General features: G+C 47.8%; 29 protein-coding genes and 1 tRNA gene. 10 read left to right on the top strand and 20 right to left on the bottom strand.

The window, feature by feature from the left end; all coding sequences use genetic code 11:
- Nucleotides 1–19: 19 nt before the first annotated feature.
- Both A1sIIB106_RS00865 and A1sIIB106_RS00860 read left to right on the top strand, forming a co-directional pair.
- Nucleotides 20–1,177, top strand: coding sequence for a DNA recombination protein RmuC (locus A1sIIB106_RS00865; RefSeq protein WP_095677025.1), 1,158 nt, complete (start codon nucleotides 20–22; stop codon nucleotides 1,175–1,177).
- Complete coding sequence (locus A1sIIB106_RS00860; protein WP_095677024.1) at nucleotides 1,174–1,587, top strand: hypothetical protein; 414 nt, start codon at nucleotides 1,174–1,176, stop codon at nucleotides 1,585–1,587. The genes A1sIIB106_RS00865 and A1sIIB106_RS00860 overlap by 4 nt, the downstream gene beginning before the upstream one ends.
- Here the strand turns inward: A1sIIB106_RS00860 and A1sIIB106_RS00855 are convergent.
- Together A1sIIB106_RS00855 and A1sIIB106_RS00850 are read right to left on the bottom strand one after the other, a co-directional pair.
- Nucleotides 1,584–3,080 carry a hypothetical protein gene (locus tag A1sIIB106_RS00855; protein ID WP_095677023.1) on the bottom strand — a complete coding sequence of 499 codons (1,497 nt, stop codon included), beginning with the start codon at nucleotides 3,078–3,080 and terminating at the stop codon, nucleotides 1,584–1,586. The genes A1sIIB106_RS00860 and A1sIIB106_RS00855 overlap by 4 nt on opposite strands.
- A gap of 9 nt (nucleotides 3,081–3,089) precedes the next feature.
- Nucleotides 3,090–4,043, bottom strand: a complete 954-nt coding sequence (locus A1sIIB106_RS00850; protein WP_095677022.1) for a 4-hydroxy-3-methylbut-2-enyl diphosphate reductase — start codon at nucleotides 4,041–4,043, stop codon at nucleotides 3,090–3,092.
- 26 nt (nucleotides 4,044–4,069) lie between these two features.
- On the opposite strand from A1sIIB106_RS00850, the gene xseA reads away from it, so the two are divergent.
- From xseA to A1sIIB106_RS00835, 3 genes are read left to right on the top strand one after another with little or no spacing between them, the layout of a single operon-like run.
- Nucleotides 4,070–5,281, top strand: coding sequence for an exodeoxyribonuclease VII large subunit (gene xseA / locus A1sIIB106_RS00845; protein ID WP_095677021.1), 1,212 nt, complete (start codon nucleotides 4,070–4,072; stop codon nucleotides 5,279–5,281).
- Nucleotides 5,282–5,298: 17 nt separating this feature from the next.
- On the top strand, nucleotides 5,299–5,502 hold the full coding sequence (locus tag A1sIIB106_RS00840; protein ID WP_095670633.1) for an exodeoxyribonuclease VII small subunit: 204 nt from the start codon (nucleotides 5,299–5,301) through the stop codon (nucleotides 5,500–5,502).
- Entirely contained in the window at nucleotides 5,502–7,160 is a 1,659-nt protein-coding gene (locus tag A1sIIB106_RS00835) for a fumarate hydratase (protein WP_095677020.1), read from the top strand. Before A1sIIB106_RS00840 ends, A1sIIB106_RS00835 begins: the two co-directional genes overlap by 1 nt.
- 3 nt (nucleotides 7,161–7,163) lie before the next feature.
- Here the strand turns inward: A1sIIB106_RS00835 and A1sIIB106_RS00830 are convergent, their stop codons facing one another.
- The 6 genes from A1sIIB106_RS00830 to A1sIIB106_RS07105 form a co-directional block, all read right to left on the bottom strand.
- Nucleotides 7,164–7,772 (bottom strand): aggregation-promoting factor C-terminal-like domain-containing protein, encoded by a 609-nt coding sequence (locus tag A1sIIB106_RS00830; protein WP_095677019.1) that lies wholly within the window; start codon nucleotides 7,770–7,772, stop codon nucleotides 7,164–7,166.
- 244 nt (nucleotides 7,773–8,016) lie between these two features.
- The gene (locus tag A1sIIB106_RS00825) at nucleotides 8,017–9,345 is read right to left on the bottom strand and encodes a PhoH family protein (protein ID WP_095677018.1); all 1,329 of its coding nucleotides are present in this window, start codon (nucleotides 9,343–9,345) and stop codon (nucleotides 8,017–8,019) included.
- A 137-nt stretch (nucleotides 9,346–9,482) separates the two neighbouring features.
- A complete protein-coding gene (gene uppS / locus A1sIIB106_RS00820) occupies nucleotides 9,483–10,259 on the bottom strand; it encodes a polyprenyl diphosphate synthase (protein ID WP_095677017.1) in 777 nt (258 codons plus the stop codon).
- The gene (locus tag A1sIIB106_RS00815; RefSeq protein ID WP_095677016.1) at nucleotides 10,240–10,539 is read right to left on the bottom strand and encodes a DUF3817 domain-containing protein; all 300 of its coding nucleotides are present in this window, start codon (nucleotides 10,537–10,539) and stop codon (nucleotides 10,240–10,242) included. The genes uppS and A1sIIB106_RS00815 overlap by 20 nt, the downstream gene beginning before the upstream one ends.
- Nucleotides 10,536–11,252 (bottom strand): SURF1 family cytochrome oxidase biogenesis protein, encoded by a 717-nt coding sequence (locus tag A1sIIB106_RS00810; protein ID WP_095677015.1) that lies wholly within the window; start codon nucleotides 11,250–11,252, stop codon nucleotides 10,536–10,538. Before A1sIIB106_RS00810 ends, A1sIIB106_RS00815 begins: the two co-directional genes overlap by 4 nt.
- Nucleotides 11,230–11,373: a hypothetical protein gene (locus tag A1sIIB106_RS07105; protein ID WP_190276896.1), complete on the bottom strand. Its 144-nt coding sequence runs from the start codon at nucleotides 11,371–11,373 to the stop codon at nucleotides 11,230–11,232. Before A1sIIB106_RS07105 ends, A1sIIB106_RS00810 begins: the two co-directional genes overlap by 23 nt.
- Before the next feature lie 25 nt (nucleotides 11,374–11,398).
- On the opposite strand from A1sIIB106_RS07105, the gene A1sIIB106_RS00805 reads away from it, so the two are divergent.
- On the top strand, nucleotides 11,399–11,788 hold the full coding sequence (locus tag A1sIIB106_RS00805) for a DUF4307 domain-containing protein (protein WP_095677014.1): 390 nt from the start codon (nucleotides 11,399–11,401) through the stop codon (nucleotides 11,786–11,788).
- A gap of 24 nt (nucleotides 11,789–11,812) precedes the next feature.
- Nucleotides 11,813–12,289: a transcription elongation factor GreA gene (gene greA, locus A1sIIB106_RS00800; protein WP_095677013.1), complete on the top strand. Its 477-nt coding sequence runs from the start codon at nucleotides 11,813–11,815 to the stop codon at nucleotides 12,287–12,289.
- Here the strand turns inward: greA and A1sIIB106_RS00795 are convergent, their stop codons facing one another.
- Nucleotides 12,290–13,051 carry an SDR family NAD(P)-dependent oxidoreductase gene (locus A1sIIB106_RS00795; protein ID WP_095677012.1) on the bottom strand — a complete coding sequence of 254 codons (762 nt, stop codon included), beginning with the start codon at nucleotides 13,049–13,051 and terminating at the stop codon, nucleotides 12,290–12,292. It lies immediately after the preceding gene.
- A 9-nt stretch (nucleotides 13,052–13,060) separates the two neighbouring features.
- Complete coding sequence (locus tag A1sIIB106_RS00790) at nucleotides 13,061–14,077, bottom strand: zinc-dependent alcohol dehydrogenase (RefSeq protein ID WP_095677011.1); 1,017 nt, start codon at nucleotides 14,075–14,077, stop codon at nucleotides 13,061–13,063.
- A 64-nt stretch (nucleotides 14,078–14,141) separates the two neighbouring features.
- Here A1sIIB106_RS00790 and A1sIIB106_RS00785 point away from each other — a divergent pair, with 64 nt between their 5' ends.
- On the top strand, nucleotides 14,142–15,848 hold the full coding sequence (locus A1sIIB106_RS00785) for an IlvD/Edd family dehydratase (RefSeq protein WP_095677010.1): 1,707 nt from the start codon (nucleotides 14,142–14,144) through the stop codon (nucleotides 15,846–15,848).
- Between the two features lie 16 nt (nucleotides 15,849–15,864).
- Here A1sIIB106_RS00785 and A1sIIB106_RS00780 read toward each other — a convergent pair whose 3' ends face one another.
- Both A1sIIB106_RS00780 and A1sIIB106_RS00775 read right to left on the bottom strand, forming a co-directional pair.
- Nucleotides 15,865–16,656, bottom strand: a complete 792-nt coding sequence (locus A1sIIB106_RS00780) for an ABC transporter permease (protein ID WP_095677009.1) — start codon at nucleotides 16,654–16,656, stop codon at nucleotides 15,865–15,867.
- Nucleotides 16,653–17,648 (bottom strand): ATP-binding cassette domain-containing protein, encoded by a 996-nt coding sequence (locus tag A1sIIB106_RS00775; protein WP_095677008.1) that lies wholly within the window; start codon nucleotides 17,646–17,648, stop codon nucleotides 16,653–16,655. Before A1sIIB106_RS00775 ends, A1sIIB106_RS00780 begins: the two co-directional genes overlap by 4 nt.
- A gap of 73 nt (nucleotides 17,649–17,721) precedes the next feature.
- On the opposite strand from A1sIIB106_RS00775, the gene A1sIIB106_RS00770 reads away from it, so the two are divergent.
- Nucleotides 17,722–18,939: an MFS transporter gene (locus A1sIIB106_RS00770; RefSeq protein WP_095677007.1), complete on the top strand. Its 1,218-nt coding sequence runs from the start codon at nucleotides 17,722–17,724 to the stop codon at nucleotides 18,937–18,939.
- A 9-nt stretch (nucleotides 18,940–18,948) separates the two neighbouring features.
- On the opposite strand, the gene A1sIIB106_RS00765 is transcribed toward A1sIIB106_RS00770, so the two are convergent.
- The gene (locus A1sIIB106_RS00765; protein ID WP_223299497.1) at nucleotides 18,949–19,701 is read right to left on the bottom strand and encodes a Bax inhibitor-1/YccA family protein; all 753 of its coding nucleotides are present in this window, start codon (nucleotides 19,699–19,701) and stop codon (nucleotides 18,949–18,951) included.
- Between the two features lie 200 nt (nucleotides 19,702–19,901).
- On the opposite strand from A1sIIB106_RS00765, the gene A1sIIB106_RS00760 reads away from it, so the two are divergent.
- Nucleotides 19,902–21,077, top strand: coding sequence for a leucine-rich repeat domain-containing protein (locus A1sIIB106_RS00760; RefSeq protein WP_125932735.1), 1,176 nt, complete (start codon nucleotides 19,902–19,904; stop codon nucleotides 21,075–21,077).
- Between the two features lie 53 nt (nucleotides 21,078–21,130).
- Here the strand turns inward: A1sIIB106_RS00760 and A1sIIB106_RS00755 are convergent, their stop codons facing one another.
- From A1sIIB106_RS00755 to eno, 7 genes are all read right to left on the bottom strand, one after another.
- The gene (locus A1sIIB106_RS00755; protein ID WP_125932734.1) at nucleotides 21,131–22,696 is read right to left on the bottom strand and encodes a hypothetical protein; all 1,566 of its coding nucleotides are present in this window, start codon (nucleotides 22,694–22,696) and stop codon (nucleotides 21,131–21,133) included.
- Nucleotides 22,697–22,752: 56 nt separating this feature from the next.
- Nucleotides 22,753–22,828, bottom strand: a tRNA-Leu gene (locus tag A1sIIB106_RS00750).
- A gap of 10 nt (nucleotides 22,829–22,838) precedes the next feature.
- Nucleotides 22,839–23,549 carry a uracil-DNA glycosylase gene (locus A1sIIB106_RS00745; RefSeq protein ID WP_095677004.1) on the bottom strand — a complete coding sequence of 237 codons (711 nt, stop codon included), beginning with the start codon at nucleotides 23,547–23,549 and terminating at the stop codon, nucleotides 22,839–22,841.
- Nucleotides 23,524–24,432: a Ppx/GppA phosphatase family protein gene (locus tag A1sIIB106_RS00740; protein WP_095677003.1), complete on the bottom strand. Its 909-nt coding sequence runs from the start codon at nucleotides 24,430–24,432 to the stop codon at nucleotides 23,524–23,526. The genes A1sIIB106_RS00745 and A1sIIB106_RS00740 overlap by 26 nt, the downstream gene beginning before the upstream one ends.
- Nucleotides 24,423–24,914, bottom strand: a complete 492-nt coding sequence (locus A1sIIB106_RS00735) for a DUF501 domain-containing protein (RefSeq protein WP_095677002.1) — start codon at nucleotides 24,912–24,914, stop codon at nucleotides 24,423–24,425. Before A1sIIB106_RS00735 ends, A1sIIB106_RS00740 begins: the two co-directional genes overlap by 10 nt.
- A gap of 2 nt (nucleotides 24,915–24,916) precedes the next feature.
- The gene (locus tag A1sIIB106_RS00730; protein ID WP_095677001.1) at nucleotides 24,917–25,357 is read right to left on the bottom strand and encodes an FtsB family cell division protein; all 441 of its coding nucleotides are present in this window, start codon (nucleotides 25,355–25,357) and stop codon (nucleotides 24,917–24,919) included.
- A 13-nt stretch (nucleotides 25,358–25,370) separates the two neighbouring features.
- Nucleotides 25,371–26,651, bottom strand: coding sequence for a phosphopyruvate hydratase (gene eno, locus A1sIIB106_RS00725; protein WP_095677000.1), 1,281 nt, complete (start codon nucleotides 26,649–26,651; stop codon nucleotides 25,371–25,373).

The following is a 26,651-nucleotide window of genomic DNA, read 5'->3' as shown; positions in this document are numbered from 1 at the left end:
TTCCTGCCACGATAGGCCCATGTCAAGCGCAGCAGTGGCCATTCTTACACTCGTTATCGGGCTCGTTCTCGGTTATTTCATCGCCAGCAGGCGCACCTCGAAAGATGGCGTCTCTGCTGCAGAGTTTGCATCAGTGCGCGCCGAACGCGATTTATATAAATCCGAACGCGATAACGCGATGGCCGGCTCAAAACTTGCAACCGAAATTGAAGCGATGAAAAGTGCGATGGAGAAATTGCAGAAGGAAGCATCTGATGCCGACCGTCGTCGCATCGAAGCCGAATCCGATATCCGCACACAGGTAAAGGCGATGTCTAACCACAACGAATCACTTGTTGCGCAGACCAAAGCAATTGCAGGCGCACTTTCACATTCACAGAAGCGCGGAAAATTCGGTGAAGCACAACTTGAATTGATGCTGGAAGATGCGGGCTTACATAAAGGCATCGAATACACCGCACAGCGTTCAACAACTGATGATGATTCATCCGGCATTCCAGATATAACCGTGCGCATGCCTGGCGGTACAAAATTATTTATCGACTCCAAGTTTCCATTCGATCGCTTCATTGAAGCCCACGAAGTTGAAGATGGCGCCGAACGCGAGCGTTTATTCCATGAACATAAGAAAGATCTCGCTAGCCACGTTACCGCCCTTGCCAAGCGCGGTTATCACGAGTCACAAGATTCACCAGATTTTGTAATTCTCTTTGTTCCATTTGAATCACTGCTCACAGAGGCGCTACGCGTTGATCCGCTCTTCCTAGACACCGCCTTTAAGCAAAACGTCACTATTGCAACGCCAACATCGATGATGGCTCTACTGCGCACTATCGGCAACGTTTACTCACGCAACTCTGTGGCTCTAAACGCTGAAAACATCGCGAAATCTGCTGGGCTCTTTATGAAAGATTTAACGCTGCTACACACCAAGATAATCAAGGTTGGAACAGCGCTTAACTCACTCTCAAAGGCTTATGGTGAGTTAATTCCAACCGCCGAATCTACAGTTAAGCGCGCAGCAGCCAAGATCATTAGCTTTGGAGTATCGGGAGATAAAGATAAACTCTCACTTACTTACCCAGATGCGCCTGCTGAAGTGCGTGAGTTAAAGAACGCCGAACTCGGCGGCGAAGAAGATTTCATTGATGCAGAAGAAGTAAAGGATGAAGAATGAGCACAAATGTAGATACAAAACCTTTGATCAAAGGCCCTGGCCTAAAGAAAGAAGGCGTAGTCGTTCTGCAAACTTTATTTATCGCGCTCTTTGCCGGTCTTGAACTTCTAATCCGCAGCGGCGCCGGCATCGTCTCAGGCCTAATCATCTGCTTTGTTCTCTACGGAGGTCTTCGCTTTGGGCGCAAAGGCACAACATACGTCTCTGTTGTTACGCCGCCTTTGGCATATGCAGCAACAGTCTTGCTCTATCTAATTCTCTCTGTTGGATTTAAGCCATCTCGTTTAGGAATTGATTTCATCGCATCTCTTGCCAGCATCGCGCCGTACTTACTTGTTAGCGCACTTTACGGCTGGTTTGTATTTCTTAACAAGAAAGCAAAAGCGCGTAAACCAAAGCCACGCGGTTAAGCAACTTTTTTATAGCCCTTTGGGCAGGTTGGCTTTACTCCGCTAACTGACTTCTTAACTTTTCCCTTAACGCAGTTAATTGTTACTCGCTTCTTTGATTGATACAGCTTGATCTTAATTTTCGGCACTGAAAACGAAAAGTTATTCACGGAAATATATGAGACTCCTTTTTTCTCCAAGAACGACTTAGTGGCAATTTTCTCTATACCTGCATCATTTACCACTGAGATTTCAGCAAAGAGCGGTAGATCGGGCAGCCCATAAATACATCGGAGCATGCTCGATGACGCTTCTAAATTGAAGTTTCCAACTGTGGCTTGGGAGTTCGGCAACAAGTGTGGGGATGCGAGTAAAAACTGTATTTCATCGCCAATTAAACGAGGTGGGTTTCTATTAAATATAAGGGCATTCGTGGCAAGCAATCCAACAAAGTCTTTAGATTGCTCAACGCAGGGTCCGCTACCACCTTGAAGACAGTCAACTTGTAGATCCTCGGCACAAAAAGCGGTAAACGGAGAAGATCCATTTATATTCCAGAAATTCACAACTTTAGTTGATTTCTCTTTTAGCGCAGTAAACACATCTGTGGCATACATAATTGCAAGTCCTGAATCGATTTCTACATTTGTTCCATTTTGCGCGGCAGTGTTTACCATTTGGCTAGTTATGCCTCTTGGGTATTTAGCGAATAATGATGTAGGGACGCTACCTTCGATTAGTGGCACAGCAACACTTGCGCCGGAGATAACTACTTCCTTGCCCTGAGCTAACTTGGTGAACTTAATTGTTGGATCTGCCATTCTTCCCGCGAGCCACTTTGGTGGATCATTACTGAGGCGTAATTTAACTTCTGCAGAAAATGTTCCAGTGGTTTTATGAGTTACACATTTATCTTTAAACAAGAATAGGCATTGCCCTAGTGAATTTAAATTAATCTCTTTAATGTCAACGCTAAAGTATGGAACCTGTACGTCGCGATACCCAACAGGTAATTTACGAGACTTTAATTGTTGTATCTGTGCTGTCAATGCAAAGTATCGCTGGACGCCGTCTTTATCCTTTACTAAAAAAATGCTCGAAGTAGATCCTGCCGAAATTCCATTGGCAGCATCGCTAGGAAACTTGTTCCCGTCAGCGGAGCCCAAATAACTGGCTTCAACTTTATCGCCACCAGCGATGCCTATTCGTAGAAGTAGAAGGCAATTGGATTTATTCTCCGCATTGCAGAGCGGCAGAATAGTTGTAGCCACGATTCCGACCGGATTGGAATTAAGGCAATCTAAATCGTTGAAACTTTCACACTTTTGGAGACCATACATGTAGGGCAGGCCGTTATTAACCCCAATCCAGTTAACTTTTTTTATCTCAGATTCATAAACGTTATCGTTCTGATTATCTACACCAATACTTACTGAGACGTTTTCAGCCGCTATCGCTTGTGTTGAGGATAGAACTAACGCCAAGATCGAAAACAATAATCCGATCTTTTTCACTTTAGATCCTTACTTACCGGCGGTCTTTAAATCTTTACGTAGTTCAGGTGGCAGAGCAAAGAGCAGCGATTCTTGCGTTGCAGTAACTTCTTCAACGCTGCCAAAGCCGCGTTCTGCAAGCCAAGCAAGCAAATCGCGAACCAAAATCTCAGGAACTGATGCACCACTAGTTACACCGATAGTTTCAACGCCAACTAGCCAGTCATCAATTGCTTCTTCAGCATAATCAATTAGATAGGCGTTCTTTGCGCCATATTCTTTGGCAACTTCAACTAAGCGAACTGAGTTTGAAGAGTTAGTTGAACCAACGACGATTACTAGATCTGCTTGAGGTGCGATCTGCTTAATCGCTTCTTGACGGTTCTGTGTTGCATAACAAATGTCATCTGATGGTGGATTAGCAATCTCTGGGAAACGCTCTTTAAGGATTGCAACTGATTGCATAGTTTCATCAACGCTCAAAGTTGTTTGAGTTAGCCAAACTAATTTCTTGCCAGGTGTTGGCACGATTGTGCGCGCTTCATCAAGACCATCAACGATGCGTACCTTTCCTGGAGCTTCTCCAGCGGTACCTTCAACTTCTTCGTGGCCGTTGTGGCCAATTAAGAGAATTTCAGTCTCATCATCGGCAAAACGTTTTACCTCGTGGTGGACTTTCGTTACCAAAGGACAAGTTGCATCAATAGTCTTTAGATTTCGAGCTGCAGCTTGTTCGTGAACTGCCGGTGAAACGCCGTGAGCTGAGAAGACAACCGTTGAACCTTCCGGAACTTCATCAGTTTCGTTAACGAAGATAACGCCGCGGGCTTCGAGGGTAGAGACCACGTGCTTGTTGTGGACGATCTCTTTACGGACATAAATTGGAGCGCCATAGAGTTCAAGCGACTTTTCCACGGTAATGACCGCACGGTCTACGCCGGCGCAATATCCGCGTGGCGCTGCAAGGAGAACTCTCTTAGCCATGTGGGTGAGTCTATTAGGCTCGCCCCATGTTCGAAACTTCAAGTGAATCCCCCGCGCCAGTTCGGGTGGTTTCTGAGGCGATCAAAGAATATGTAGAACGCCTCGGGCCAATATGGATTGAAGGCGAGATCTCAGAACTCAACGAACGCAGCGGTGGAATGGCCTTTATGCGCCTGCGCGATACATCAGTTGATATGAGCCTTTCGGTGATGTGTTACAAAAACGTTTTAGCTGCTGTTCAACCTCTGCCGGCAAATGCGCGCGTAGTAATTCATGCCAAAGCATCTTGGTTTACCAAAAATGGTTCACTCACCATGTCCGCAAAAGAGATCCGCCAAGTTGGCGTTGGTGAACTACTTGCAAGGCTTGAAGCGCTTAAGGGCGTGCTGGCGGCTGAAGGTTTGTTTAGCGCAGATCGCAAAGTCGCTCTTCCACTCTTGCCACGCAAAGTTGGTCTGATCTGTGGTCGCAATACCGATGCCGAGAAAGATGTTGTTGAAAACGCACGACGTCGTTGGCCGGCAGTTGAATTTGAGATCCGCGAAGTTGCGGTGCAAGGCGCCGCAGCTGTCGTTGAAGTCTCTGAAGCGCTGCGCGAATTAGAAAGTATCGAAGATGTCGATGTCATCATCATTACTCGTGGTGGCGGATCATTCGAAGACTTATTGCCCTTTAACGATGAGAGTCTGGTTCGCTTGGCGGCAAGTTGTGAAACCCCGATCGTTAGCGCAATTGGCCACGAGAAAGATTCACCGCTCCTTGATTTAGTCGCCGACTATCGCGCATCAACGCCCACCGATGCGGCAAAGCGCGTGGTGCCCGATATCGAGCAAGAGATAGCCGATATAAATAAGATTCGCGATCGCATTTATCGCCGCTTGGTTTCAACGATTGATTACGAGTTAAACCAGATATCTCAACTGCGCAATCGCCCGGTGATGAAAGACCCGAGCGTTATGGTCAAAGTTCGCGTGGAAGAGTTGAACGCTTTGCGCGATCGTTCCCATCGCGGATTCAAAGCGCTGCTTGATATTGAGAAGAAAGAGATCAAGGGCGTGATTGCCCATCTGCGTTCGCTTTCGCCGCAATCAACGATGGACCGCGGATATTCAGTGGTCCAAAGCGATGATGGAAAGATTGTGCGCGATGCCACAAAGTTAAAGGCTGGCGCTGTGCTGCGTATCCGGGCCGCTAAGGGCGAAGCACGCGCAAGCGTTCTTGAACTTAAACCAGAATGAAAGAGTAGATTTAACCCATGGCCGCTAAAGATGGAAAACCTTCATATGAAGAAGCTCGCGATGAACTCGCTGAAATCGTTGAATCACTTGAAGATGGCAGCGCCACTTTAGAAGAATCGTTAAAGCTCTGGGAGCGCGGCGAAGAGTTAGCCAAGATCTGCCAAGAATGGTTGGACGGAGCTAAGAAGAAGTTAGATGCCGCAAAGAAGCCGGCGCAATAATGGCTCCACAATTTTCATACTCTGATTTGCTGCCAATTGGCGAAGATAAAACTAAGTACCGCAACATAGGTAAAGATGGCGTAAGCGTTGTCAAGCTTGGTGATCGCGAATTCTTGCAAGTTGCGCCAGAGGCTTTGACTTTGCTTACCGAAACCGCGATCCACGATATTTCACATTACCTGCGCGCAGAACACTTGCAGCAGTTGGCAAATATTTTGAAGGATCCAGAGGCTTCACCTAACGATCGCTTTGTGGCGCTGGATCTATTGAAGAACGCCAACATTTCAGCCGGTGGAATTCTGCCAATGTGCCAAGACACTGGCACCGCACTTGTCATGGGCAAGAAGGGTCAATATGTATTGACCACCGCTAAAGATGAAGTTGCGATCTCGCAGGGAATTTATGACGCCTACACAAAGCTAAACCTGCGTTATTCGCAGATGGCTCCTGTCACCACATGGGATGAGAAGAACACTGGCAATAACTTGCCTGCACAGATTGAGATTTTTGCGGACTCAGATCACCAGGACGAATACAACTTCATGTTTATCGCCAAAGGCGGCGGCAGCGCTAATAAATCATTCTTGTATCAAGAGACTAAAGCGGTTTTGAATCCCAAGTCATTTATGACCTGGCTCGATGAAAAGCTCCGTTCTATCGGTACTGCAGCATGTCCGCCGTATCACTTGGCAATTGTCATCGGCGGAACAAGTGCAGAGCACACAGTAAAGACGGCAAAGTTAGCCAGCACTAAGTATTTAGATTCACTTCCAACATCAGGAGATGCCGCAACTGGCCATGGTTTCCGCGATATTGAACTTGAAAAAGAGGTTCTAGAACTAACTCGCACACTAGGAATTGGTGCGCAGTTCGGTGGCAAGTACTTCTGCCACGATGTTCGCGTTGTTCGCCTGCCTCGTCACGGGGCATCTCTGCCGATTGCTATCGCTGTTTCTTGTTCGGCTGACCGCCAAGCAAAGGCGAAGATCACCAAAGATGGCATCTTCCTTGAAGAGTTAGAACGCGATCCAGCGCATTTCTTACCTGAAACAACCGATTCTCACTTGGACGATAACGTTGTAAAGATTGATTTAAATCAACCAATGGATGCGGTGCGCGCCGAACTTTCTAAGCACCCGGTTAAGACACGCGTTTCGCTAACCGGCACAATCGTTGTCGCCCGCGACTTGGCACATGCACGCATTAAAGAAGGCTTAGATGCAGGCAAGGGTTTGCCTCAGTACATGAAGGATTACGCCGTTTACTACGCAGGTCCGGCCAAGACGCCAACAGGTTTTGCATCAGGTTCATTTGGTCCAACAACTGCAGGTCGTATGGATTCATACGTTGATCAATTCCAAGCAGCCGGCGGTTCATTTGTAATGCTCGCTAAAGGAAATCGTTCAAAGGCTGTAACCGATGCATGTAAATCACACGGTGGTTTTTATCTTGGATCAATCGGCGGACCAGCAGCACGCCTTGCTCAAGATTGCATCAAGAAAGTTGAAGTCTTGGATTTCGAAGATTTAGGGATGGAAGCGGTTTGGAAGATCGATGTCGTGGACTTCCCAGCATTTATCGTTGTCGACGATAAGGGAAATGACTTTTTTGCGGAGTCTTTGAAAATGGTCTCCATAGGGAAAAAACCAGAGATTTAATTTTTAGTAGTAATTGCTGCGCTTGAACTTTGCCCATGCCTTACATGGGTTGTCATAGCGCGCCTCGATATAGCGAAGTCCCCAACGAATCTGCGTTACTGGGTTGGTGCGCCAATCGGTTGAAACAACATCCATACGTGATGCCGGCAGAGCTTGCGGAATTCCATGTGCGCCAGAGACCCTGTTGCGAGCCTTGTAATTCCAGTGGCTCTCTTTAGTCCAAAGACGGTTTAGGCAGAGGTACTGATCTTCGCCCCAGGCATATTCAGTTAGCGCGATCGCCTTGGCAACCTTCTTGGCGCCGATGATTGTGCGAGCTGCTTCAACTTGCTGGCTCACTGCGGCGGCGAGCGCCATCTGCGAAGCAAAGAGATCGGCCTTTTCATCGAGTTGGGTGTAAAGAGCGGCGCCCTCTGAAAGATCTACCTCAAAGCTAAGGCTGACTGATTTCATCAACTTCGCCGAAGTCGGCAAAGCAAGACTTGTAGTCGTTGGGAAGTCGAGACCGTTAGCCGTTGGTTGGGCGGCGGTCGTCAGAATGAAAGTGGCGACCAGAGTCCAAAGGGCGCGGGATTTGAAGTTGCCGAAAAGTTTTGCCGTTAACGCTGCCATCTCTGTCCCTGCCTTTCTCTCTCGAGTTTGCTTCCTGTGCCCGTGGCGCATCGACCTAAAAATAGGTTGATGACCTGCGGGGAATGAGTTAAGGGTGGCAAGGTGGGTGAGATGTCGCAAATTAAAGTATGCGTGTGGCGGAAATTCTCAGGAAAGTCGCTGGCTGTGGATGAGTAAAAGTCCTGCTCAGTTAGGGCGAAGTCCGTAATGTCCGAATTGTGACTGTGAGATTTAAATAAGGGGGTTAGGCGATAGGCCCTTCGAGCATCTCGGTCACAAGCGCTGCGATCGGCGAGCGCTCGCTTCGGGTCAGGGTCACGTGGGCGAAGAGCGGATGGCCTTTGAGGGTTTCAACGACGGCGACAACGCCATCATGGCGACCAACGCGCAGGTTGTCGCGCTGGGCGACGTCGTGGGTCAGCACAACTCGTGAGGATTGGCCGATTCGGGACAGGACGGTGAGCAAGACGCCGCGTTCGAGCGACTGGGCTTCGTCAACAATCACGAATGAGTCGTGGAGCGAACGTCCACGGATATGGGTCAGCGGCAGAACTTCGATTAGGCCGCGCGCCATGACCTCTTCGATCACAGCTTCTGAAACGAGAGCGCCCAAAGTATCGAAGACGGCTTGGGCCCAAGGCGACATCTTCTCGCCTTCGCTGCCCGGCAGGTAGCCGAGCTCTTGTCCGCCAACTGGATAGAGCGGACGGAAGATGATTACCTTTTTATGGAGGCGCTTTTCCATAACCGCTTCAAGGCCGGCGCAAAGTGCGAGCGCTGACTTTCCGGTTCCGGCGCGACCACCGAGAGAAACGATTCCGATATCTGGATCTAATAAAAGGTCGAGGGCGATGCGTTGTTCGGCCGATCGACCGTGAAGACCAAAGGCGTTGCGATCACCGCGCACCAACTGCAGGCGCTTGTCGGCGGTTACTCGGGCCAGTGCGCTGCCTTTTTCAGAATGTAAAACGATTCCGGTGTGCACCGGTAATTGATGTGCAGCTTCATGGTCTGCGCGATCTGAGGCATAGAGCTCATCGATTACGTTGTGACCGCAATCGACTTCTTCGATACCAGTCCAGCCGCTATTGGAAACGAGTTCGGCTAAATACTCTTGCGCTTCAACGCCAACTGAAGATGCCTTAACGCGAAGCGGCAGATCTTTAGTAACGAGAACAACTTGTTTTCCATCAGACATTAAATTCTTTGCGATCGCCAGAATGCGCGAATCGTTTGTGCCATCACGCAAGAAGCCGTGCGGCAAGGTGCTCAAATCAGTGTGGTTTAACTCAACTGAAAGCGTTCCACCTTCTGGGGTAATCACCAGTGGTTGATCGAGGCGGCCGTGTGAAACGCGTAAATCATCAAGGGTGCGAAGTGCGGCGCGGGCAAAGTATCCAAGTTCTGGGTGATCGCGCTTGGTCTCTAGCTCGCCAATAACTGCGATTGGGATGATGACTTCGTGCTCTTCAAATTTCGAGAGCGCGTTCGGATCAGCCAATAGAACGCTGGTATCTATGACGTAAGTCTTTATTAAATTCTTTTTCTTACTGGAAGATACTGGAGTAGCCAATGGCCAGCTCTCACATTCTCTTTAGTTGTATCCGATGGGACTTGCTTCTGACTAGAAAAAGATAGAACGCAGAGCACGGCTTTTAAGTGCGACACGCCATAGCGATTTATTAACGCTTGATTAACTCAGAAACTTAATTACGCCCCAAGACGACGATGGCGCTGTGAATATGCGCGAAGAGCACGTAAGAAATCAACGCGGCGGAAATCAGGCCAATAGGCTTCGCAGAAATAGAACTCCGATAACGCGCTCTGCCATAATAAGAATCCGCCCAGGCGTTGTTCGCCGGATGTGCGGATCAAAAGTTCCGGGTCGGGTTGGCCGGCGGTATATAAAAACTTCGAAATCTCATCGGCGCTTAACTCGTTGGCTGCACTTTCTAGCGTTGCGCCAAGTGCGCTCTTGTCCTGCAGATATCCCTTAACAGCATCCACTATTTCGCGCCGTCCGCCGTAGCCAATTGCAACATTTACTTCGACTCCGCCATCGGTTACTGGCGGCAGGTTTGCAAGCTTCTCGCTAAGCCAAAGCGGCAAGAGGTCTAGCGCGCCAACAGCCTTGATATTCCACTTACCTGTTGCACAGAGTTCATCGACGGTATCGCCAATAATCTTTAGCAAGCCATCGAGCTCTTCAGGGGTACGTTTAAAGTTTTCGGTAGATAACAACCAGAGCGTTACAACTTCTACTTGGGCTTCATCGCACCAGCCGAGAAATTCCACGATCTTGCTCGCCCCACGGCGATGGCCCTTTGGATCATTCAGGCTTGGATTCTCTTTCGCAAAGCGGCGGTTGCCATCGAGGATTACTCCAACGTGGCGCGGGGTCTTTGAGAAATCTAGATCTTTAACAATCCGCCACTCATAAAGTGGGTAGAGCGCAGATTTAATTGCGTTACGAATAGGTCTTAACAATTTTGCGCTCTGCAATAAATGAAGCAATTGGCAAAGTGCCAGCTAGAGCCAGCCAGATAACCCGGCGCAACTCCCAGCGCGCTTTTACAGAAAATTGGATCGCTGCTAAAAGGTAAACGGCATAGACCCAGCCGTGAACGAAGGGAATCCAGGCCACTTTGGCTTTCCAGTCTTCGTTGTTAAATAGATAAGCCACTGGCAGATCAACAAACCAGAGAAGCAGGGACATTACTCCGGCGATTACCGCCATTACTCGAAATCTCTTTACTGCACCGCTCATGGCTTAATACTACGGCGATAGAAGGGAAGGTAAAGAACGATTGCTGCCATGAGCCACCAAATGGCGACATATGAAATATGTTGCCAGTAATAACCGGCCACTTTGGAAACGGGCGGTGCGGCAACCACGCGATCGCGGATTAATTCACCGGCGCCAGTCTTTTCAGATTTTGCGACAACGAATCCGTCATATAGTTCAAGATCTGTAAGACCTACGATGACGCTGCTATCCAACCTTGAGATAACCCCAGGTACATTTTCTGCGCGATCATCGTTTTGATGCGGCTGCATAGTGCCAACAATTTCAACCCTCGTAGACATCGCAACTTCAGGGTTATTCAAACGATCTGCCCAAAGCCCGCGAACTACCAATATTCCAGATAGTGGGTCAGAACCATCCACCTGCAACAAAGCAACTTCCCAATCACTTACCTGGCCATCAATATCTTTCTGCACGGGCGCTTTGAAGTTGGCAACATAAAACCCAGATACGGCAACGCTCTTATTTACATTTCTTGAATCAAGGGTTACCGAAGGCTTTGCTAATTCACCTAATGAATAGATCTTTGGGTCAATGACTTTGGCTGCGGCATTTAACTCTTTAACAATTACTGAGCGATCTAACTGCCAATTACCTAAGGCTATAAAAATTAGCGCTAGCGAAATAACCGCAGCGCCTTGAAAAAACTTTTTAATTATCGGTTGGGTTTTCATCTTTGCGGGCGTTCATACGCATGTAACGCTTGTAGAAACTACGCAGTAAAAAGGCAACAGATATACAGAGAAATAAAACGGTAAGTGATCCGGGCCAGCCTTGATCTACAGTTTCACGCATACCCTAATCATGCCATAATCAACTCATGAAAGAAGCGCAGGAGTTTTCCTACGAAGATCGCTATGGCAAAGCCGGCGGAAATCGTTGGGTTGCATATGCCTTTGCGATTTCTATCGTTGGACTTCTGTGGATTTTCTGGGCGGGACTTCATCATGCAAATCCATCAATTAGCAGCCAATTAATTTCATTTGAAGTAACAGGTGAAAAAGAGATCTCGCTTCGTTATTCAATAAATCGCACAAATTCAGATCAAGTAGTTATCTGCACGCTAAAAGCTTTAGATCAAGATAAAAGCGTTGTCGGCCAAATTGATGACACTATCCCTGCGGGTGAGCGCTTTAGCCAGCAAGTAACTGCTATTCCCACACGCTCAGCGCCCTTCACTGCCAGCATCGCCCGTTGTCGCGCCGAATAATTACTTCGTATACCGTTGCCCCTTATGAGTACCCCACAAACTTGGCTTACCCAAGAAGCCGCTGATCGCTTACGCGCCGAACTCGAAAACCTCGAGAACGTTGGCCGTAAAGAAGTCACCGCAAAGATTGAGGCTGCTCGCGCAGAAGGAGATCTAAAGGAGAACGGCGGCTATCACGCTGCGCGCGATGAACAAGGCAAGATGGAAGCGCGTATTCGCCAACTTAAGCAGATGCTCGAGAACGCACACATCGGAACTCCGCCAGCATCTGAAGATGGCACCGTTGGCCCCGGCATGGTTATCACCGCAATCATTGCTGGCGATGAAGAAAAATTCTTACTTGGTTCACGCGAAATAGCATCTGGAGACCTAAGCGTTTACAGCGAAAAATCTCCACTTGGCGCTGCAGTCATGGGTGCAAAGATCGGTGACACAGTTTCTTACACCGCGCCAAACGGCAAAGAGATCAAAGTCGAGATTAAAGCCGCAACGGCTTATTAATTAGTAAGTGGCTCTTCCGCCGGAGGCATCAAAGGTAAAGCCAGTTGTAAATGAGCACGCCTTAGATGCCATAAAGGCAACAATCTCAGCGACTTCTTCAGGCTGGCCTACACGTCCCATTGGGATTCGGCTGATCATGTACTTCAGAGTTTCTTCGCTGGTATTTGAATTCATAGGCGTGCTGATGACTGCAGGAGCAAGTGCGTTGATTACAACACCATGTGGTGCAACTTCTTTTGCAACGCCCTTAACAAAACCGATCATTCCGGCTTTTGAAGTGTTGTAAGGAGAAAATCCTGGGTTTCCTTCTTTACCTGCGATAGATGCAAGATGCACGATGCGGCCGTACTTTTTTTCTTTCATTGATGGAACAACAGCTTGAGTAAGCCAGATCGCTCCATAGAGATTTACTTGTAAAACCTTTTCAAAGTCTGACCATTTAACATCTTCGAGGATTGTGTTTGAAGGGCCAACGATTCCGGCGGTATTTATTAGCGCATCGATCTTGCCGTGGTCTTTCAAGATTGCTGAGATCGCTTTATCTATCTGATCTTGGCTAGAAATATCGCAGACGTGGCTTTGGTTTGCGGCAAGCGAAAGCTCTTTTGATAGATCGGTAAGTGCAACGGCGTTGAAATCGAGTGCGATAACTGTTGCACCACGAGCTGCGATTAACTGTGCGCTGGCTTTACCGATACCGGTTGCTGCTCCTGAGATAACTACTACTTGGCCATTGAATTCAACTGATGAAGTGCTGGTCATTTCTATTCCTTACTTCATCCGAGGATCGATATGGATCTTTGGGCCATCGCCAGCACCTGCAGGACGCTTGCCCATAAAGACATCGTGTACTTCATTGAGCGAAATTGTTGCAGCAATAAGCGGGCGAGGATCTACTTCACCGCGCGCGAAGATCTCGATAGCGCCTTTCAGGCCAGGAGATGCTGACAAAATTCCAACTGCGGTTACATCTTTAAGTGCCAGATCGCGTGAATCGATGAGGCTTGGCTCTCCTGAGATGCCGATGTAAACAACGCGGCCACCAGGTTCAACAGCCTGCACTATTTCGTGCGGAATTGATTTGTGATTGGTTGCATCAATAATTCCGTCAAAGCCAGTCTTTGGTTTTACCAAATCAGTTCCTGCGTTTTTGATTCCGATTTCATGCGCAAGTTTTATAGTGCGTTCGTTGCGACCGACTAGGTGCACGTTGGCACCTGCGGCTTGAGCAAGTTGTGCGCAGAGAAGTCCGATGGTGCCAGTTCCGTAGATCAAGATTTCTTTTCTAGGGCCGGCAAGTGCAGCCTCAACCGCACGAAGCGAATTTCCTGCGGGTTCGATAAGTGCGCCAATGGCATCATCAATTGAATCTGGGAGTGCGTGTAGCGCGCGTTCTGGAACTAGAAGTTTTTCAGCGCAAGCACCCGGCCATCCGTTGCGAACTCCGATTTCATAGCGATCATCGCAAACATGTTGGCGACCTGACGTGCAGCGGTAACAAGTTCCGCATCCGAGCATCGTGTCACCAGTGACGCGTTGACCAAGCCACTTGGGATTTACACCTTTACCAATTTCAGAAACAATGCCGCACCATTCGTGGCCGATGCGAACTGGATACTTCGCTTGATTGCTGTGGAGATAAACCATTTCTCCGGTGAAGAACTCTTGATCAGTCCCGCAGATTCCAACGCGCGTTACATCGACAACGACTTGGTTATCCCCTGCTACTGGCTCTGGAACATCTTCGACAATGGAATTGTTTGGCGAAGTTATAGTCAGGGCCTTCATGCCGTCACTATACTCAAACCGATATCAGCACCGATAGCGGTGCGAATTAAAGGAGTTAGCAAAGATGCGCAGCGCCCATTGGTATGGAGGCAAAGACCGTGATGGATTCATTCACCGCGCATGGATGCGCCGCGGTTTGCCGAAAGATGCCTTTGATGGCCGCCCGCATATCGCGATTGCAAATACCGCATCAGATTTAACTCCCTGCAACTCTCACTTAAATGAAGTGATGGAGTATGTAAAGAACGGAATCTGGGAAGCCGGTGGCGTTCCACTAAATATGCCAGCTGTTTCATTGGGTGAAACTCTGGTTCGCCCTACTGCGATGTTGTGGCGCAATATGGCGGCAATGGCAACGGAGGAATTAATCCGCGCTAATCCAATTGATGGCGTAGTTCTTCTCGGCGGTTGCGATAAGACGATTCCATCTTTATTGATGGCGGCATCTTCAGTTGATATTCCAGCGCTAGTTGTTCCGGGTGGGCCGATGTTGAACGGAACTTTCCAAGGAACGCCACTTGGCTGCGGCACAGATGTATTTAGATTGAGCGAAGAAGTGCGCGCTAAAAAACTAAGCGAAGCAAAGTTCTTAGATTCAGAATCCGCGATGATCCGTAGCCGTGGACATTGCAACACCATGGGAACTGCATCAACTATGGGAATCATGGCTGAAGCACTTGGCATGGTTATTCCAGGAATTGCTGGCACGCCAGCACCGGATAGCCGCTTGCTTCAGTACTCACAAGAGTCTGGTCGCCGCATCGTTGAGATGGTGCATGAAGGTTTAAAGCCAAGTGACATCATGGTTAAAGGTTCATTCTTAAATGCCATCGTGGCCCTTGCTGGTATCGGTGGATCAACCAATGCGGTTGTGCACTTGCTCGCGATTGCTGGCCGCTTAGGTATTGATCTAACGCTCGATGATTTCGATCGCACGGGTTCTCGTGTTCCGCTACTAGTTAATCTCCAACCTGCCGGCAAGTACTTGATGGAAGATTTCCATCGCGCTGGTGGTTTACGCGCAGTGTTTAAAGAGCTTGAAGATCTACTTGATCCAAAAGCGATTACAGTGCTCGGAACTCCATTGGTTAAAGGCTTATCAGAAGCTGAAATTTATGACACAGATGTGATCCGCTCTCGCAAAGAACCATTGCAGCCAAGTGCTGGAATTGCCGTTCTGCGCGGAAATCTTGCTCCACTTGGCGCAGTTATTAAGCCAGCTGCAGCAAGTGCCAACTTGTTAAAGCACCGCGGTAAAGCGATGGTCTTCGACAGCATTGAAGATTTCAAAGCGCGCATCAACGATCCAAATCTTGATGTTGATGAAAATTCAGTTTTGATTCTGCGCGGATGCGGACCTAAGGGTTATCCCGGAATGCCAGAAGTTTCCAATATGCCAATGCCACAGAAGATGCTTGATAAAGGTGTGCGTGACATGGTGCGTATCTGCGATGGCCGCATGAGCGGTACTGCCTACGGAACTGTTGTTCTGCACGTTGCGCCAGAAGCTGCAGCAGGTGGACCACTCGGTCTTGTTCAGACAGGTGACTTCGTTGAACTCGATGTAGAAGCCCGCACGCTAAATATAGATATCTCCGATGCTGACCTTGCTGCACGCAAACCAAATACCGCAACCGTCGATGGTTTCGCTAAATCTTCACGCGGATGGCAGAAGCTGTATATCGAGCATGTAATGCAGGCAGATTCAGGTTGCGATCTTGATTTCTTAGTTGGATCTAGCGGAGAACATATCTCCCGCGAATCTCACTAATTATCTAGATCAGTTCTTAATCAGCTGCGCGCTTATATTTTCTGACGCTGATCGGGATAAATATCGCCATGATGATGATCATGTAGATAAATGAAGTCAGCAGCGGGTTCTCGCTTGGGAATGAGCCAGCGGTTGCACCGAACTGGTTTTCAAGGCCGAAGAGCTCGCGACAAGCGGCAACCATCGTTGAGACTGGGTTCCACTCCGCAAAGTACTGCAGCGCACGCGGCATTCCGGTTGTTGGCGCAAATGCATTTGATAAGAAGGTAAGCGGGAATGTCACAAGGAAGCTGACGTTCTGCACAACACGCGCATCAGATGCCGAAAGACCAACATAGATACCCACCCAAGAAAGTGCGTAACCAAAGAAGAGTAGGAATAAGAAACCAACGGCGACGTTTAACGCACCAGATGATGGACGCCATCCAACTAAGTATCCTGCGATACCCATAACTGCGAGAACCACAATGTTTAGAAGTGAATCTCCAAGTGTGCGGCCGATAACAAGCGCAGATTGTGAGATAGGTAGCGACCTAAAGCGATCGATCAAACCTTTCTTCATATCTTCAGCAAGTCCAGATGCAGTTCCAGCCAGAGTGAAGGCAACGGTCTGCACGAAAATACCTGGCATCAAAAGTTGTACATATCCCCCAGGTTGTCCGGTATCAATTGAACCGCCAAATACGTAGCGGAAGAGAAGTACGAACATCACCGGCTGAATAGTCGAGAAGATTAAAACTTCTGGAACGCGAGTGAGCAAACGCAATTGACGTTGCGTAATGATTAGCGTGTCAGTTACAGCGCTCATTTCTTTGCCTTCTTTCTGCGTCCCTTGGTTTCAACTTCTTCTTCTTTCTTCTCCTCGGCAGCATGTCCGGTAAGCGAAAGAAACACATCATCGAGTGATGGGCGCTTTAGGCTCACATCGAGCGGATGAATACCAGCAATATCTAGCGAACGAAGTGTTTCGATTAGCGCTGTTGCACCAGTTGAAACAGGGGCCGAGATCATGCGCAGACCTTCATCAACAATTGCTTTATGGCCACTGACGGTCGATACAACTTCAACCGTCTTGGCGATGTGCTGTGTTTCAACAACGATCTCAAGGCGTTCGCCGCCAACCTGCTTCTTTAATACATCTGATGTTCCGCGCGCGATTACTTTGCCGTGATCGATAACTGCAATTTCATCAGCAAGTTGATCGGCTTCTTCAAGGTACTGAGTAGTCAAAAGCAAAGTAACTCCGCCTTTAACTAACTCTTCAATAACGCTCCACATTTCCTGACGGCCGCGTGGATCAAGGCCCGTGGTTGGCTCATCAAGGAATAAAACTTTTGGCTTAACGATTAGGGATGCCGCTAGGTCTAGGCGACGACGCATTCCACCGGAGTAAGTCTTGATCGGGCGCTTTGCACTTTCGGTAAGTGAAAATCGCTCTAGCAACTCTTCAGCGCGAGCGACAGATGCTTTCTTTCCTAAGTGATAGAGCTGACCGAACATCACCAAGTTATCCCAGCCAGTTAAAATCTCATCTACGGCTGCATATTGACCTGATAAACCAATTACTTCGCGCACTTTTTCAGGATGCTTGATCACATCGATGCCACCGACCATTGCTCGACCTGAATCAGGGCGAAGTAGCGTTGCAAGAATGCGAACAGAAGTTGTTTTACCTGCACCATTTGGTCCAAGCACGCTCAACACTGTGCCTTCTTCAACATCAAGTGAGAGGTGATCTAAGGCACGAACTGCCCCATTGCGATAAGTTTTAACTAAGTCTTCAGCGATAACAGATTTCACGGAGTAAACTTAGCGCAATCAACCCCAACTTTGAAACTCTCTCGCTACGCCTGAAAGGCATACGGTAAAAACTTTGAACCTTTCGGCCCGATTCAAACGTTCTAATCCTTTTGCGGAATTTCCGAGAGAAGTCAGCGTTCTGGTCTTCTCTTCTTTCTTCGTGGCAGTTGGGTTTGGAATCATCGCACCAACAATTCCACTCTTTGCAAAGTCATTTGGCGTCAATAACGCTCAAGTGGGCTTAATTATCTCCTCCTTCGCATTTGCTCGATTCGCTAGTGGGCTATTTGCAGGAAAGTTAGTTGATAAATTCGGTGAAAGAATTGTTTACACGACAGGAATTGGGTTCGTTGCCATCTCTTCATTTGCTGCGGCATTCGCTCAAAATTACGAACAGTTGTTGAGTTTTAGAGCAGCCGGTGGACTTGGTTCATCAATGTTCTCAGTTGCAGCTGGTTCGATCATGTTGCGTGCGACAGATGATTCAAGACGTGCCCGCGCACAGTCACTTTATAACTCTAGTTTTCTAGTTGGAATGATGGCCGGTCCAGTTATCGGCGGATTCCTAACCGCTTTCTCTTTGCGCGCACCACTGCTTGTTTATGGTGTACTGCTAATCGTTTCTAGCGTTGCAGGAGGTTTCTTGCTCCGCAATTCTGTTCTTGCTGCGCGCCCTACAGAGAAGAACGTTCAGGAGAAGACTTCTATACGTGAAGCACTTTCCAGTAAGCCATATCTAATCGCCTTAACAATCTCTTTCTGCAGCGCATCAGTGTTGTTCGGAATGAGTCGTTCGATCTTGCCGCTATTTATGGTGGAAGAGATGAAATCAACTGCCGGTTATCTGGGACTTGGTTTCACAATCTCATCGGTAATTCAAGGTTTGCTACTAATTAAAGCTGGTGGGCTTTCAGATTCCAGAGGTCGCAAATTCTCTGCAATTATGGGCACATCCCTACTCGCAATTTCAGTCGTTGTTCTTGTCGGAACCGTTCAGCCTTGGATGTTCTTACTTTCAATGGTTATTGGCGCATTCGGTTCTATCTTCTTATCTTCAACTGCGGCAATCGTCGGCGATGTTATGAAGGGCAAGGGTGGACAAGTGATTGCGCTCTTCCAGATGTCCGGTGATGCCGGTGCGATGGTTGCCCCAGTGGCCCTTGGCTTTATCGCAGACCATTACGGATTCCGCCCGGCATTTGCTGTTAGCGCTGGATTAATGTTCTTCGCACTTTTTGTAGCAACAAAATTGCCCGAGACGCGGGCTTCGCATCTCGGGCAATCTAGTTAATCTATTTATTTAGTCACTATTGCGAAGGATTGAGAGCAGTCTCAATACTTCTAGGTACAACCAAACGATTGTGACCATCAAACCAAATGCCATGCGCCATGACTCTTCTTGAGGAGCGCCTGCAGCAATTGATTTTTCAATCTGATCGAAATCAAGTACAAGGAAGAATGTTGCCAGCGCAACAGCGGCAACTGCCACTAGAAGACCTGTAGCTCCCCCAGGACGTCCTGTAAAGATTGTGATGAGCGAGAAGACCAAATAACCCATCAACGCACCAACCATGATGCGAGTGAACTTAGGTGTTACGCGGATCTTGCCGCTGCGGTATGCAACCAAGATTCCACCGAATGCACAAAGTGTTCCGATGACTGCTTGGCCGACGATGCCTGAATACGCTTCGTTGTAGATACGGCTAATTGTTCCGAGTGCAAGTCCTTGCGCTGCTGCATAGGCAACGATTAGAGGTACACGAACTTTCTTGGAAAAAGTGTTAACCATTGCAAGAACAAAACCACCGAGGAAGCCAACAAGTGCAAGCCCTGGGCTATTAGCGCCCCATGCAAATGCACCGACTGCAACCAAAACCGCAAACAAAGTTGCAGTGCGCATCACGACATCGTCCATTGTCATACGACCGGTACGAAGTGATGATGCTGCTGGTGCTGCGTATGTTGCTTCGAGTGAATCGTTACCCAAACGAGTTGGATCCATTTGAGCAAAACCACGGTTCGAACGAGTTAGAACTGGATTTGAACTGCGCACTAATTTCCCTTTCTAGGAAATCCCGCCCCCTTCGGGGCGAGGTAGGTAGGACTATTTAAAACCACTTTCCTGAGAATTTCATTTCAAAAGTCAGGCCGCGCTCAAACTGAGCGTGCGTCGGGCTAAACCACGCTCAATAGCCCGAATTGATTCTCTGGACAACGCGTCCCATGACTGCATAAATTGTGACCTTGCCTGCGGTGGCAAGCATAGAGATAAGCCCAACAAGCTTAAACAATTTTGGAGGAAGAGTGCGCCGAAACATTAAGAAAATGGTCTTGGCTGTGACCCTGATGCTTATTTCTGCGGCTTCTCTTCCTCAATCATCCTGGGCTGCTGAGCAAAGCATCCCGTGCGGAGAAGGCTCGACCTACAGCGTCCTTATGCCCGAAGGTGTTGTGTTAGACGGAAGTAAATGTTCAGGATCATTGACCTTGATTGATGGAATCAAAGTGATTGACGCTGGTGCATTCCGAAATTCAAAACTGACTTCGCTAAAAATGCCAAATACGGTTACAAAAATCGGCGGCGGCGCTTTTTATGGATCCAAGCAGCTGAGTGAAATTGTTCTGTCTAATTCATTAACGACAATTAACAGCAATACTTTTAGTTATACAAACTTGAAGACATTGACAATCCCCAATTCTGTAAAAGTCTTGGAAAGAGAGGCATTAGCCCGGATTGGTTTAACATCAGTCAAGTTGTCGAGTACGCTTGAAACAATTGGTGACGCTGCATTAATGCAAAATCCAATCACCACAATCATAATTCCTGGCTCAGTTACCAAGATAGGGATTGCAGCCTTTGTTTTGACTGAACTAACTTCGATCACAATACCGAAGTCTGTGACTCGACTTGAAGGAAGTACCTTTGCGGGAGTTCCTCTGACATCTGTAAATCTTCCAGATTCTTTGAATTACATCGCTGAGCAGGACTTCGCGGACACCAAGTTAACTTCTATAAAATTGCCGAAATCATTGAGTTACATTGGTAGTAGCGTTTTTGCGAATGTATCAACAATTACTACATTATCAATTCCTGATGGAGTCGAGGAAATCGGCGACTACGCATTTGCGGGAATGACTAAACTGAACTCAGTTTCATTGCCAACGAACCTAAAAATTATTGGACAAGACCCTTTTAACCGCAATTACTCTTTAAAGACCATAAAGTATTGTGGAGCTTTGCAAGGTTTTCCGATTAAGCCAACTTGTTCAGCAGGTGTAGGTCCGAATCCCTCTCCAACCGCTTCTGCATCAAAAAAGCCCATTGGTGGCGGATTCGTGAGTTCGTTTATAAGGTGCAGCGATGGGAAGAAAACTATTTCCGTAATGGGTAAAAATCCAAATTGCCCAAAGGGGTACACAAAGAAATAGTCAGCCTGAATTGCGAACCGCCTGCGGCTGGATTCAATTTTTTCGAGTGTCCATCACGCCTTTTTAAATCCGGAAGGGCATTTAGGGTTGATGCCAGTCACCTTCTTCGCAACTTTGCCCTTTACACATTTGATCGACTTTTTAGAAACTGGAGTTAAGACTCTAGGGGTAGGGGTAGGGCTAGCAACTGTCACGGCGTCAACAACTGAAACCTTAATTTTTGGAACCGAGAAGTGAAAGCCTGCTGCGCGGAAATAAACATAACCATTCAGAACCTTGAAAGTCGTTGTCGCAACTTGACTCGTGCCATCAGAATTCAAAACCTCGATTACAGCGTTCGTATTGAGTAGATTCTTGCCCCAAAGACATTTGGCTACATCTTCTCTGAGAACCAAGTCGTACAATCCTTGCTTTTTATCACCATCTGATTCAAAGGTTGGCGATGCAACGGTGAAAGAGAGTGAATCGGTCGTTGCGTCCCAAAGTGGCGCAGAGATTGTGTAAACCGTTGCATTTGTACTTACTTGTCCCAAAAGGCCTTTTGAAGATTGTAAACAACCATTCATCTGCGTGTAGATGAAGCTACTGGTCGCAGTCGAATACGAAACTGCACTCCAGATAGAAGATTCCCATTTGGCTTGCTTAGAAATTGAACTTTCGAAATTAATCCAATCTTTAATAGCTGCATTTGTATTGCTGGTTACGCCTTGAGCCCAATACGGCTGGTTTCCAAACCAAACTCCAGTTTTAACATTTGGATAGGAAGCAATCAAAGCTTCTGGGTAAGGCTTACTAAACTCGGCAATAACGCTACTTACAGTGATCGCTGAACCGGAAAATGCAAATTCGGTTGAACTAAGCTGCTGGATCTCACTATTTTTAACTCTGCTCTGAAACCATCCGCTGAAAGTGGGGGCAAGGTACTTAAGATCTAGTACAACTCGAAAGGTGGTTTCCGCTTTGAAGTTGAATAAATCAAAGCAAGTTGTAATCCACAAACTACAGTTATTTGGATTGGGTGCGGTGTAAGTCTTTATCGGAATGATCGAAAGCGAAAGTTTATGCGCCCTAGCGTTAGCATTTTGAGTTGAACTTACACCTTCAATTATTGGTTGGAGTAAGTACTCTGGACCGCCGTGGTGGGGTGCCTTAGGAAATGAAAACACGCTTGAGTCTGTACCAGAAGGAAGCAAGGTTTTTTCTTCGCCTACCCAGTTTCTGGTCTGAACTATGTATGAGCCCGCTGGATATTTGGATTGATCAAAAGTTTTTGCTGCGTATGTTTTAGCGGTTGCTGATTGAATCCAAGTTTTTCCATTATCAATCGAAGCTTCGAATGATTTAACGCATGGGTTAGCTGGATCATCCTGACAATTTGGAAGAACAGAGACGTATCCTTTTGAATCCGGATATTCAATAATTCCGCTAAATACGGGCTTGTAACTTCCACCTGCATTGGCCTCGGTAAAGATCAGGGCAAAATCGCCCTTCATTTGATCTTGAGTAAAAGCATTTGCATTAGCTGGTCCTGTTGGAGGGGCGGCAAACGTCGCAGTGGTAACAGTAAAAGACAATAACAAAACTAGGGCACCGGAAACTTTAAAACCTTTAAATTTCATTTGCGCTCCCATAGAAGTTTCTAGTTAAAGGGACTTTACTCCTGCAAATATTAGTTTGGTGCCCCGAGTGGGGGTCGAACCCACACTTGGAGGATTTTAAGTCCTCTGCCTCTGCCATTGGGCTATCGGGGCCATGCGAAGGTCAGAGTCTACTTGCCTTTTTAATCACTGAATCCAACATCTTCTCGGTCAATTTTCCCGTAAAAGTGTTCTGTTGGCTGGGATGGTAACTGCCGATGATGGTTCGTTTGATTCCATCTGGCCCAATAAATACAGCGCTGGCACCGTGACCAAACTTTGGTTTCGGTTTTGGAATCTCGCAACCAAGTTCTTGGAGAGTTGTAAGCAGCGTTGTCCAAGCAAGATTTCCAAGAGCTAGAAATGATTTGGCTGTGGGCATAAGAAGAGCAATCTCATCTTTGTAAAAAGGCGCGCAAGTGTTTTTCTCTTCAGTTGTTGGCTTGTTATCTGGCGGTGCACATCGAACAGCACAGAGAATGCGTGTGTTTATTAACTGTTGGCCATCGTCTTTATTCTTACTTGTAGCGATCTTTGCTAAACCATTTTTATATAGTGACTTGTAAAGCCAATCACCTGATGAATCACCGGTGAATACGCGGCCAGTGCGATTCGCGCCGTGTGCACCTGGTGCTAGACCGAGGATGACTATTTGCGCATTTGCTGGTCCGAAACCTGGAACTGGCTTTCCCCAGTATTTTTCGTTTTCGTACGCTTTACGTTTTGTAACGGCTACTTCTTCGCGCCATTCAACGAGGCGCGGACATTTCTTACATTTAACAATTGCTGAATCCAGCAGGTCGAGCGATTTATACAAGCGACCAAGCCATTCCATCGAGAATATCTGATTCGGAGGCAACGAATTCAGTAGCGCCCGTTGCGCGCATGATTCGTGAGAGAACGAGAGAGCCTGCAGAGATTACGTCGACGCGACCTGGGTGCATATAGCCAAGTGATTCGCGTTGGGAGCGGGTCATCTTGATAAAGGCTTGTGAAACTTGGTGAACTTTTTCAGCAGGAATATGTGAAAGATGAATTGCGTATCTGTCGTATTCAGGTAGATCTAGTGCGGCTGCGGCAACAGTTGTTGCGGTTCCGGCTACAGCGATGAGTGTTTTGGCTTTAGTGATTGGAACTAACTTTGCAGCCTGCGCAATTGCTTCATCAATATCTTCAGTTGCTGCAGCTACTTGGCCGGGATCTGGAAGATCACCGGTGAAGTGGCGCTCTGACATACGTACGCAGCCGATGTTTACGCTCTTTGCTGCTTCAACAGTTTCGGTGCCGAAAACGAATTCGGTAGATCCCCCGCCAATATCAACCACGAGGAATGGGCCGTCGGCTGCTGGTAGATCTTTAGTTGCGCCCATGAAAGAAAGGCGCGCTTCTTCATCACCCGAGATAACTTCTGGGCGGATTCCTAAGCGTTCGAAGACGCCTTCAATAAAGAGATCGCGGTTTGTGGCATCGCGAGTGGCGCTGGTTGCACAGAAGCGAATCTTTTCAACACCGCGCTTTGCAATCTCTGCGGCGTAGATATCAACTGCAGCGAGTGTGCGAGCGATTGCATCTGGGTGGAATTGACCAGTTTTATCAACGCCTTGTCCTAAGCGGACAACTTCCATTAGACGAGTTACTTCACGAAAGTTGGTTCCGTCAATATCTGCAATAAGTAAACGAATTGAGTTGGTGCCGCAATCGATGGCTGCTACTCGCATGGTTCGTCCTTCCACCATTCAGGTAACTTGGCTAGAGCTTCATCGCCTAGAGGATTAACACCAGGACCTGCAGAAAGTGAATGTGCAACTAGTGAATGTAAACATTTAACACGGTTGGGCATTCCGCCGGCAGAGATTCCTTCGACTTCAGGAACATCCATTTTTAGCGCTGCTCGTGCAGCTAGGTAATCATCATGTGCTGCGGCATATGCACCAGCTAGATCGGCATCAACGGCAAGGCGCTCATTCATCTCTGCCATCAAACCTGTTGATTCGAGTGTGGAGATTGCACCTGTTAAACGTGGGCAGGTTGCGTAATAGAAAGTAGGGAATGGTTCGCCATGGCTAAGGCGTGGTGGTGTTTCAACGACTGCTGGGTTGCCGCAAGGACAGCGGTAGGCGATGGCATGTACATCGCGCGGTGTGCGCCCCAGTTGAAGTTCAATGCAATCTAAATCTTTCTGTGTTGCCTTATCGGTCATTGTTAAAGACCAGATTCAGTAACGGATGCGATCAACTTGGTGTACCAAGGGGCACCTTCAGGCAATTGTGAAACTACCTTTGTTGTATCAGGAAGCGTTGGATCATCTTTGGTGCCGGTCACAATGTATTGACGCTCACCGGGTAAGACAAAGTGCAGACGTTCGCGCGCTTGTGACTTTACGTAATCAGGATCTTTCCAAAGTTCTAGTTCAGCGCGAGCGGCATCAAGTGCTGCGCGGTCTGTGACTACTTGAGATTTGAGTGCGCTGATCTGGGCGCGCTGAGTGAAGTAATTCTTAATTGGTGGAGCAAGAGTTAACGTGAAGATAAAGATGATCGCAATAAGCGCTAACGGACGTGCATTGGCGCGAGATCTGCGGCGGTTAGATGAAAGACGGCGAGACGGACGACGTGAAGAGTAACTACGTCGCCCGCGTCGCATCTTTAAGCCTTAACTATCCCTTGAAACGTGGGAAGGCAGCGCGGCCTGCGTAAACAGCGCCGTGTGCGAGTTCTTCTTCGATGCGAAGAAGTTGGTTGTACTTAGCAACGCGCTCTGTGCGTGAAGGTGCACCAGTCTTGATCTGTCCGCAGTTAGTTGCAACAGCCAAGTCTGCGATCGTGACATCTTCTGTTTCGCCTGAACGGTGCGACATCATGCTGCGGTAGTTCGCGCGGTGCGCAAGATCAACTGCATCAAGAGTTTCAGTAAGCGTTCCGATCTGGTTTACCTTAACTAGAAGTGCGTTTGCGGTATCTGTTTCGATTCCCTTAGCAAGGCGAATTGGGTTGGTTACGAATAGATCATCGCCAACGATCTGGATCTTTGAACCGAGCGATGAAGTCATTGACTTCCAGCCGGCCCAATCTTCTTCGTTTAGTGGATCTTCGATTGAAACGATTGGGTAGGCAGCAACTAGCTCTGCGTAATAAGCGATCATTTCATCTGATGAGCGAAGTGAGCCTTCGAACTTGTACTTGCCGTTGTCGTGGAATTCAGTTGCAGCAACGTCCATCGCAAGTGCGATTTCCTTACCTGGCTTAAATCCTGCAGCTTCGATCGCTTCTAGGATCAAATCAAGTGCGGCGCGGTTGCTTTCAAGGTTTGGAGCAAAGCCACCTTCATCGCCAACAGATGTAGCGAGACCGCGCTTCTTAAGAACAGCTTTTAGTGCGTGATAGATCTCAGCACCCCAGCGAAGTGATTCGCGGAAAGTCTCGGCACCAATTGGTGCGATCATAAATTCTTGGATATCAACGTTGGTATCAGCATGCGCGCCACCGTTGAGAATGTTCATCATTGGAACTGGAAGAACGTGTGCGTTTGGTCCACCGACATAACGGAAGAGTGAAAGGTCTGCTGATTCTGCAGATGCCTTAGCAACGGCAAGTGAAACGCCCAGAATTGAGTTTGCACCAAGACGTGATTTATTTGGTGTGCCATCAAGCTTGATCATCTCGTTATCGATGAGGCGCTGATCCTGTGCATCAAAGCCTTCGATTGCAGGTGCGATCTCGTTATTTACAAAGTCAATTGCCTTAAGAACGCCCTTACCTAGGTAACGCTTCTTATCGCCATCGCGGAGTTCTGATGCTTCGAATGCGCCAGTTGATGCACCGCTTGGAACTGCAGCGCGTGCCTGTGTGCCATCTTCGAGTTCGATTTCTACTTCAACGGTTGGGTTTCCGCGCGAATCAAGAATTTCACGTGCGCCGATTGCTTCGATAATTGCCAT

Origin of the sequence: Candidatus Planktophila lacus, assembly GCF_002288325.1 — a bacterium.
Classification (GTDB): Bacteria; Actinomycetota; Actinomycetes; order Nanopelagicales; family Nanopelagicaceae; genus Planktophila; species Planktophila lacus.
The sequence above is the reverse complement of the archived record's forward strand: the minus strand, read 5'-3'. Positions and strand labels throughout refer to the sequence as shown.

Coding starts and splice junctions, on each gene's coding strand:
- A1sIIB106_RS00730 (WP_095677001.1), bottom strand. CDS start 25,357: ATGCGACGCGGGCGACGTAGTTACTCTTCACGTCGTCCGTCTCGCCGT.
- A1sIIB106_RS00740 (WP_095677003.1), bottom strand. CDS start 24,432: ATGCGAGTAGCAGCCATCGATTGCGGCACCAACTCAATTCGTTTACTT.
- A1sIIB106_RS00795 (WP_095677012.1), bottom strand. CDS start 13,051: ATGACCAGCACTTCATCAGTTGAATTCAATGGCCAAGTAGTAGTTATC.
- A1sIIB106_RS07105 (WP_190276896.1), bottom strand. CDS start 11,373: ATGCGTGAAACTGTAGATCAAGGCTGGCCCGGATCACTTACCGTTTTA.
- A1sIIB106_RS00830 (WP_095677019.1), bottom strand. CDS start 7,772: ATGGCAGCGTTAACGGCAAAACTTTTCGGCAACTTCAAATCCCGCGCC.
- A1sIIB106_RS00780 (WP_095677009.1), bottom strand. CDS start 16,656: ATGAGCGCTGTAACTGACACGCTAATCATTACGCAACGTCAATTGCGT.
- A1sIIB106_RS00835 (WP_095677020.1), top strand. CDS start 5,502: ATGGCTCCACAATTTTCATACTCTGATTTGCTGCCAATTGGCGAAGAT.
- A1sIIB106_RS00790 (WP_095677011.1), bottom strand. CDS start 14,077: ATGAAGGCCCTGACTATAACTTCGCCAAACAATTCCATTGTCGAAGAT.
- A1sIIB106_RS00815 (WP_095677016.1), bottom strand. CDS start 10,539: ATGAGCGGTGCAGTAAAGAGATTTCGAGTAATGGCGGTAATCGCCGGA.
- eno (WP_095677000.1), bottom strand. CDS start 26,651: ATGGCAATTATCGAAGCAATCGGCGCACGTGAAATTCTTGATTCGCGC.
- A1sIIB106_RS00755 (WP_125932734.1), bottom strand. CDS start 22,696: ATGAAATTTAAAGGTTTTAAAGTTTCCGGTGCCCTAGTTTTGTTATTG.
- A1sIIB106_RS00805 (WP_095677014.1), top strand. CDS start 11,399: ATGAAAGAAGCGCAGGAGTTTTCCTACGAAGATCGCTATGGCAAAGCC.
- A1sIIB106_RS00840 (WP_095670633.1), top strand. CDS start 5,299: ATGGCCGCTAAAGATGGAAAACCTTCATATGAAGAAGCTCGCGATGAA.
- A1sIIB106_RS00860 (WP_095677024.1), top strand. CDS start 1,174: ATGAGCACAAATGTAGATACAAAACCTTTGATCAAAGGCCCTGGCCTA.
- xseA (WP_095677021.1), top strand. CDS start 4,070: ATGTTCGAAACTTCAAGTGAATCCCCCGCGCCAGTTCGGGTGGTTTCT.
- A1sIIB106_RS00735 (WP_095677002.1), bottom strand. CDS start 24,914: ATGACCGATAAGGCAACACAGAAAGATTTAGATTGCATTGAACTTCAA.
- A1sIIB106_RS00865 (WP_095677025.1), top strand. CDS start 20: ATGTCAAGCGCAGCAGTGGCCATTCTTACACTCGTTATCGGGCTCGTT.
- A1sIIB106_RS00745 (WP_095677004.1), bottom strand. CDS start 23,549: ATGGAATGGCTTGGTCGCTTGTATAAATCGCTCGACCTGCTGGATTCA.
- A1sIIB106_RS00810 (WP_095677015.1), bottom strand. CDS start 11,252: ATGAAAACCCAACCGATAATTAAAAAGTTTTTTCAAGGCGCTGCGGTT.
- A1sIIB106_RS00850 (WP_095677022.1), bottom strand. CDS start 4,043: ATGGCTAAGAGAGTTCTCCTTGCAGCGCCACGCGGATATTGCGCCGGC.
- greA (WP_095677013.1), top strand. CDS start 11,813: ATGAGTACCCCACAAACTTGGCTTACCCAAGAAGCCGCTGATCGCTTA.
- A1sIIB106_RS00785 (WP_095677010.1), top strand. CDS start 14,142: ATGCGCAGCGCCCATTGGTATGGAGGCAAAGACCGTGATGGATTCATT.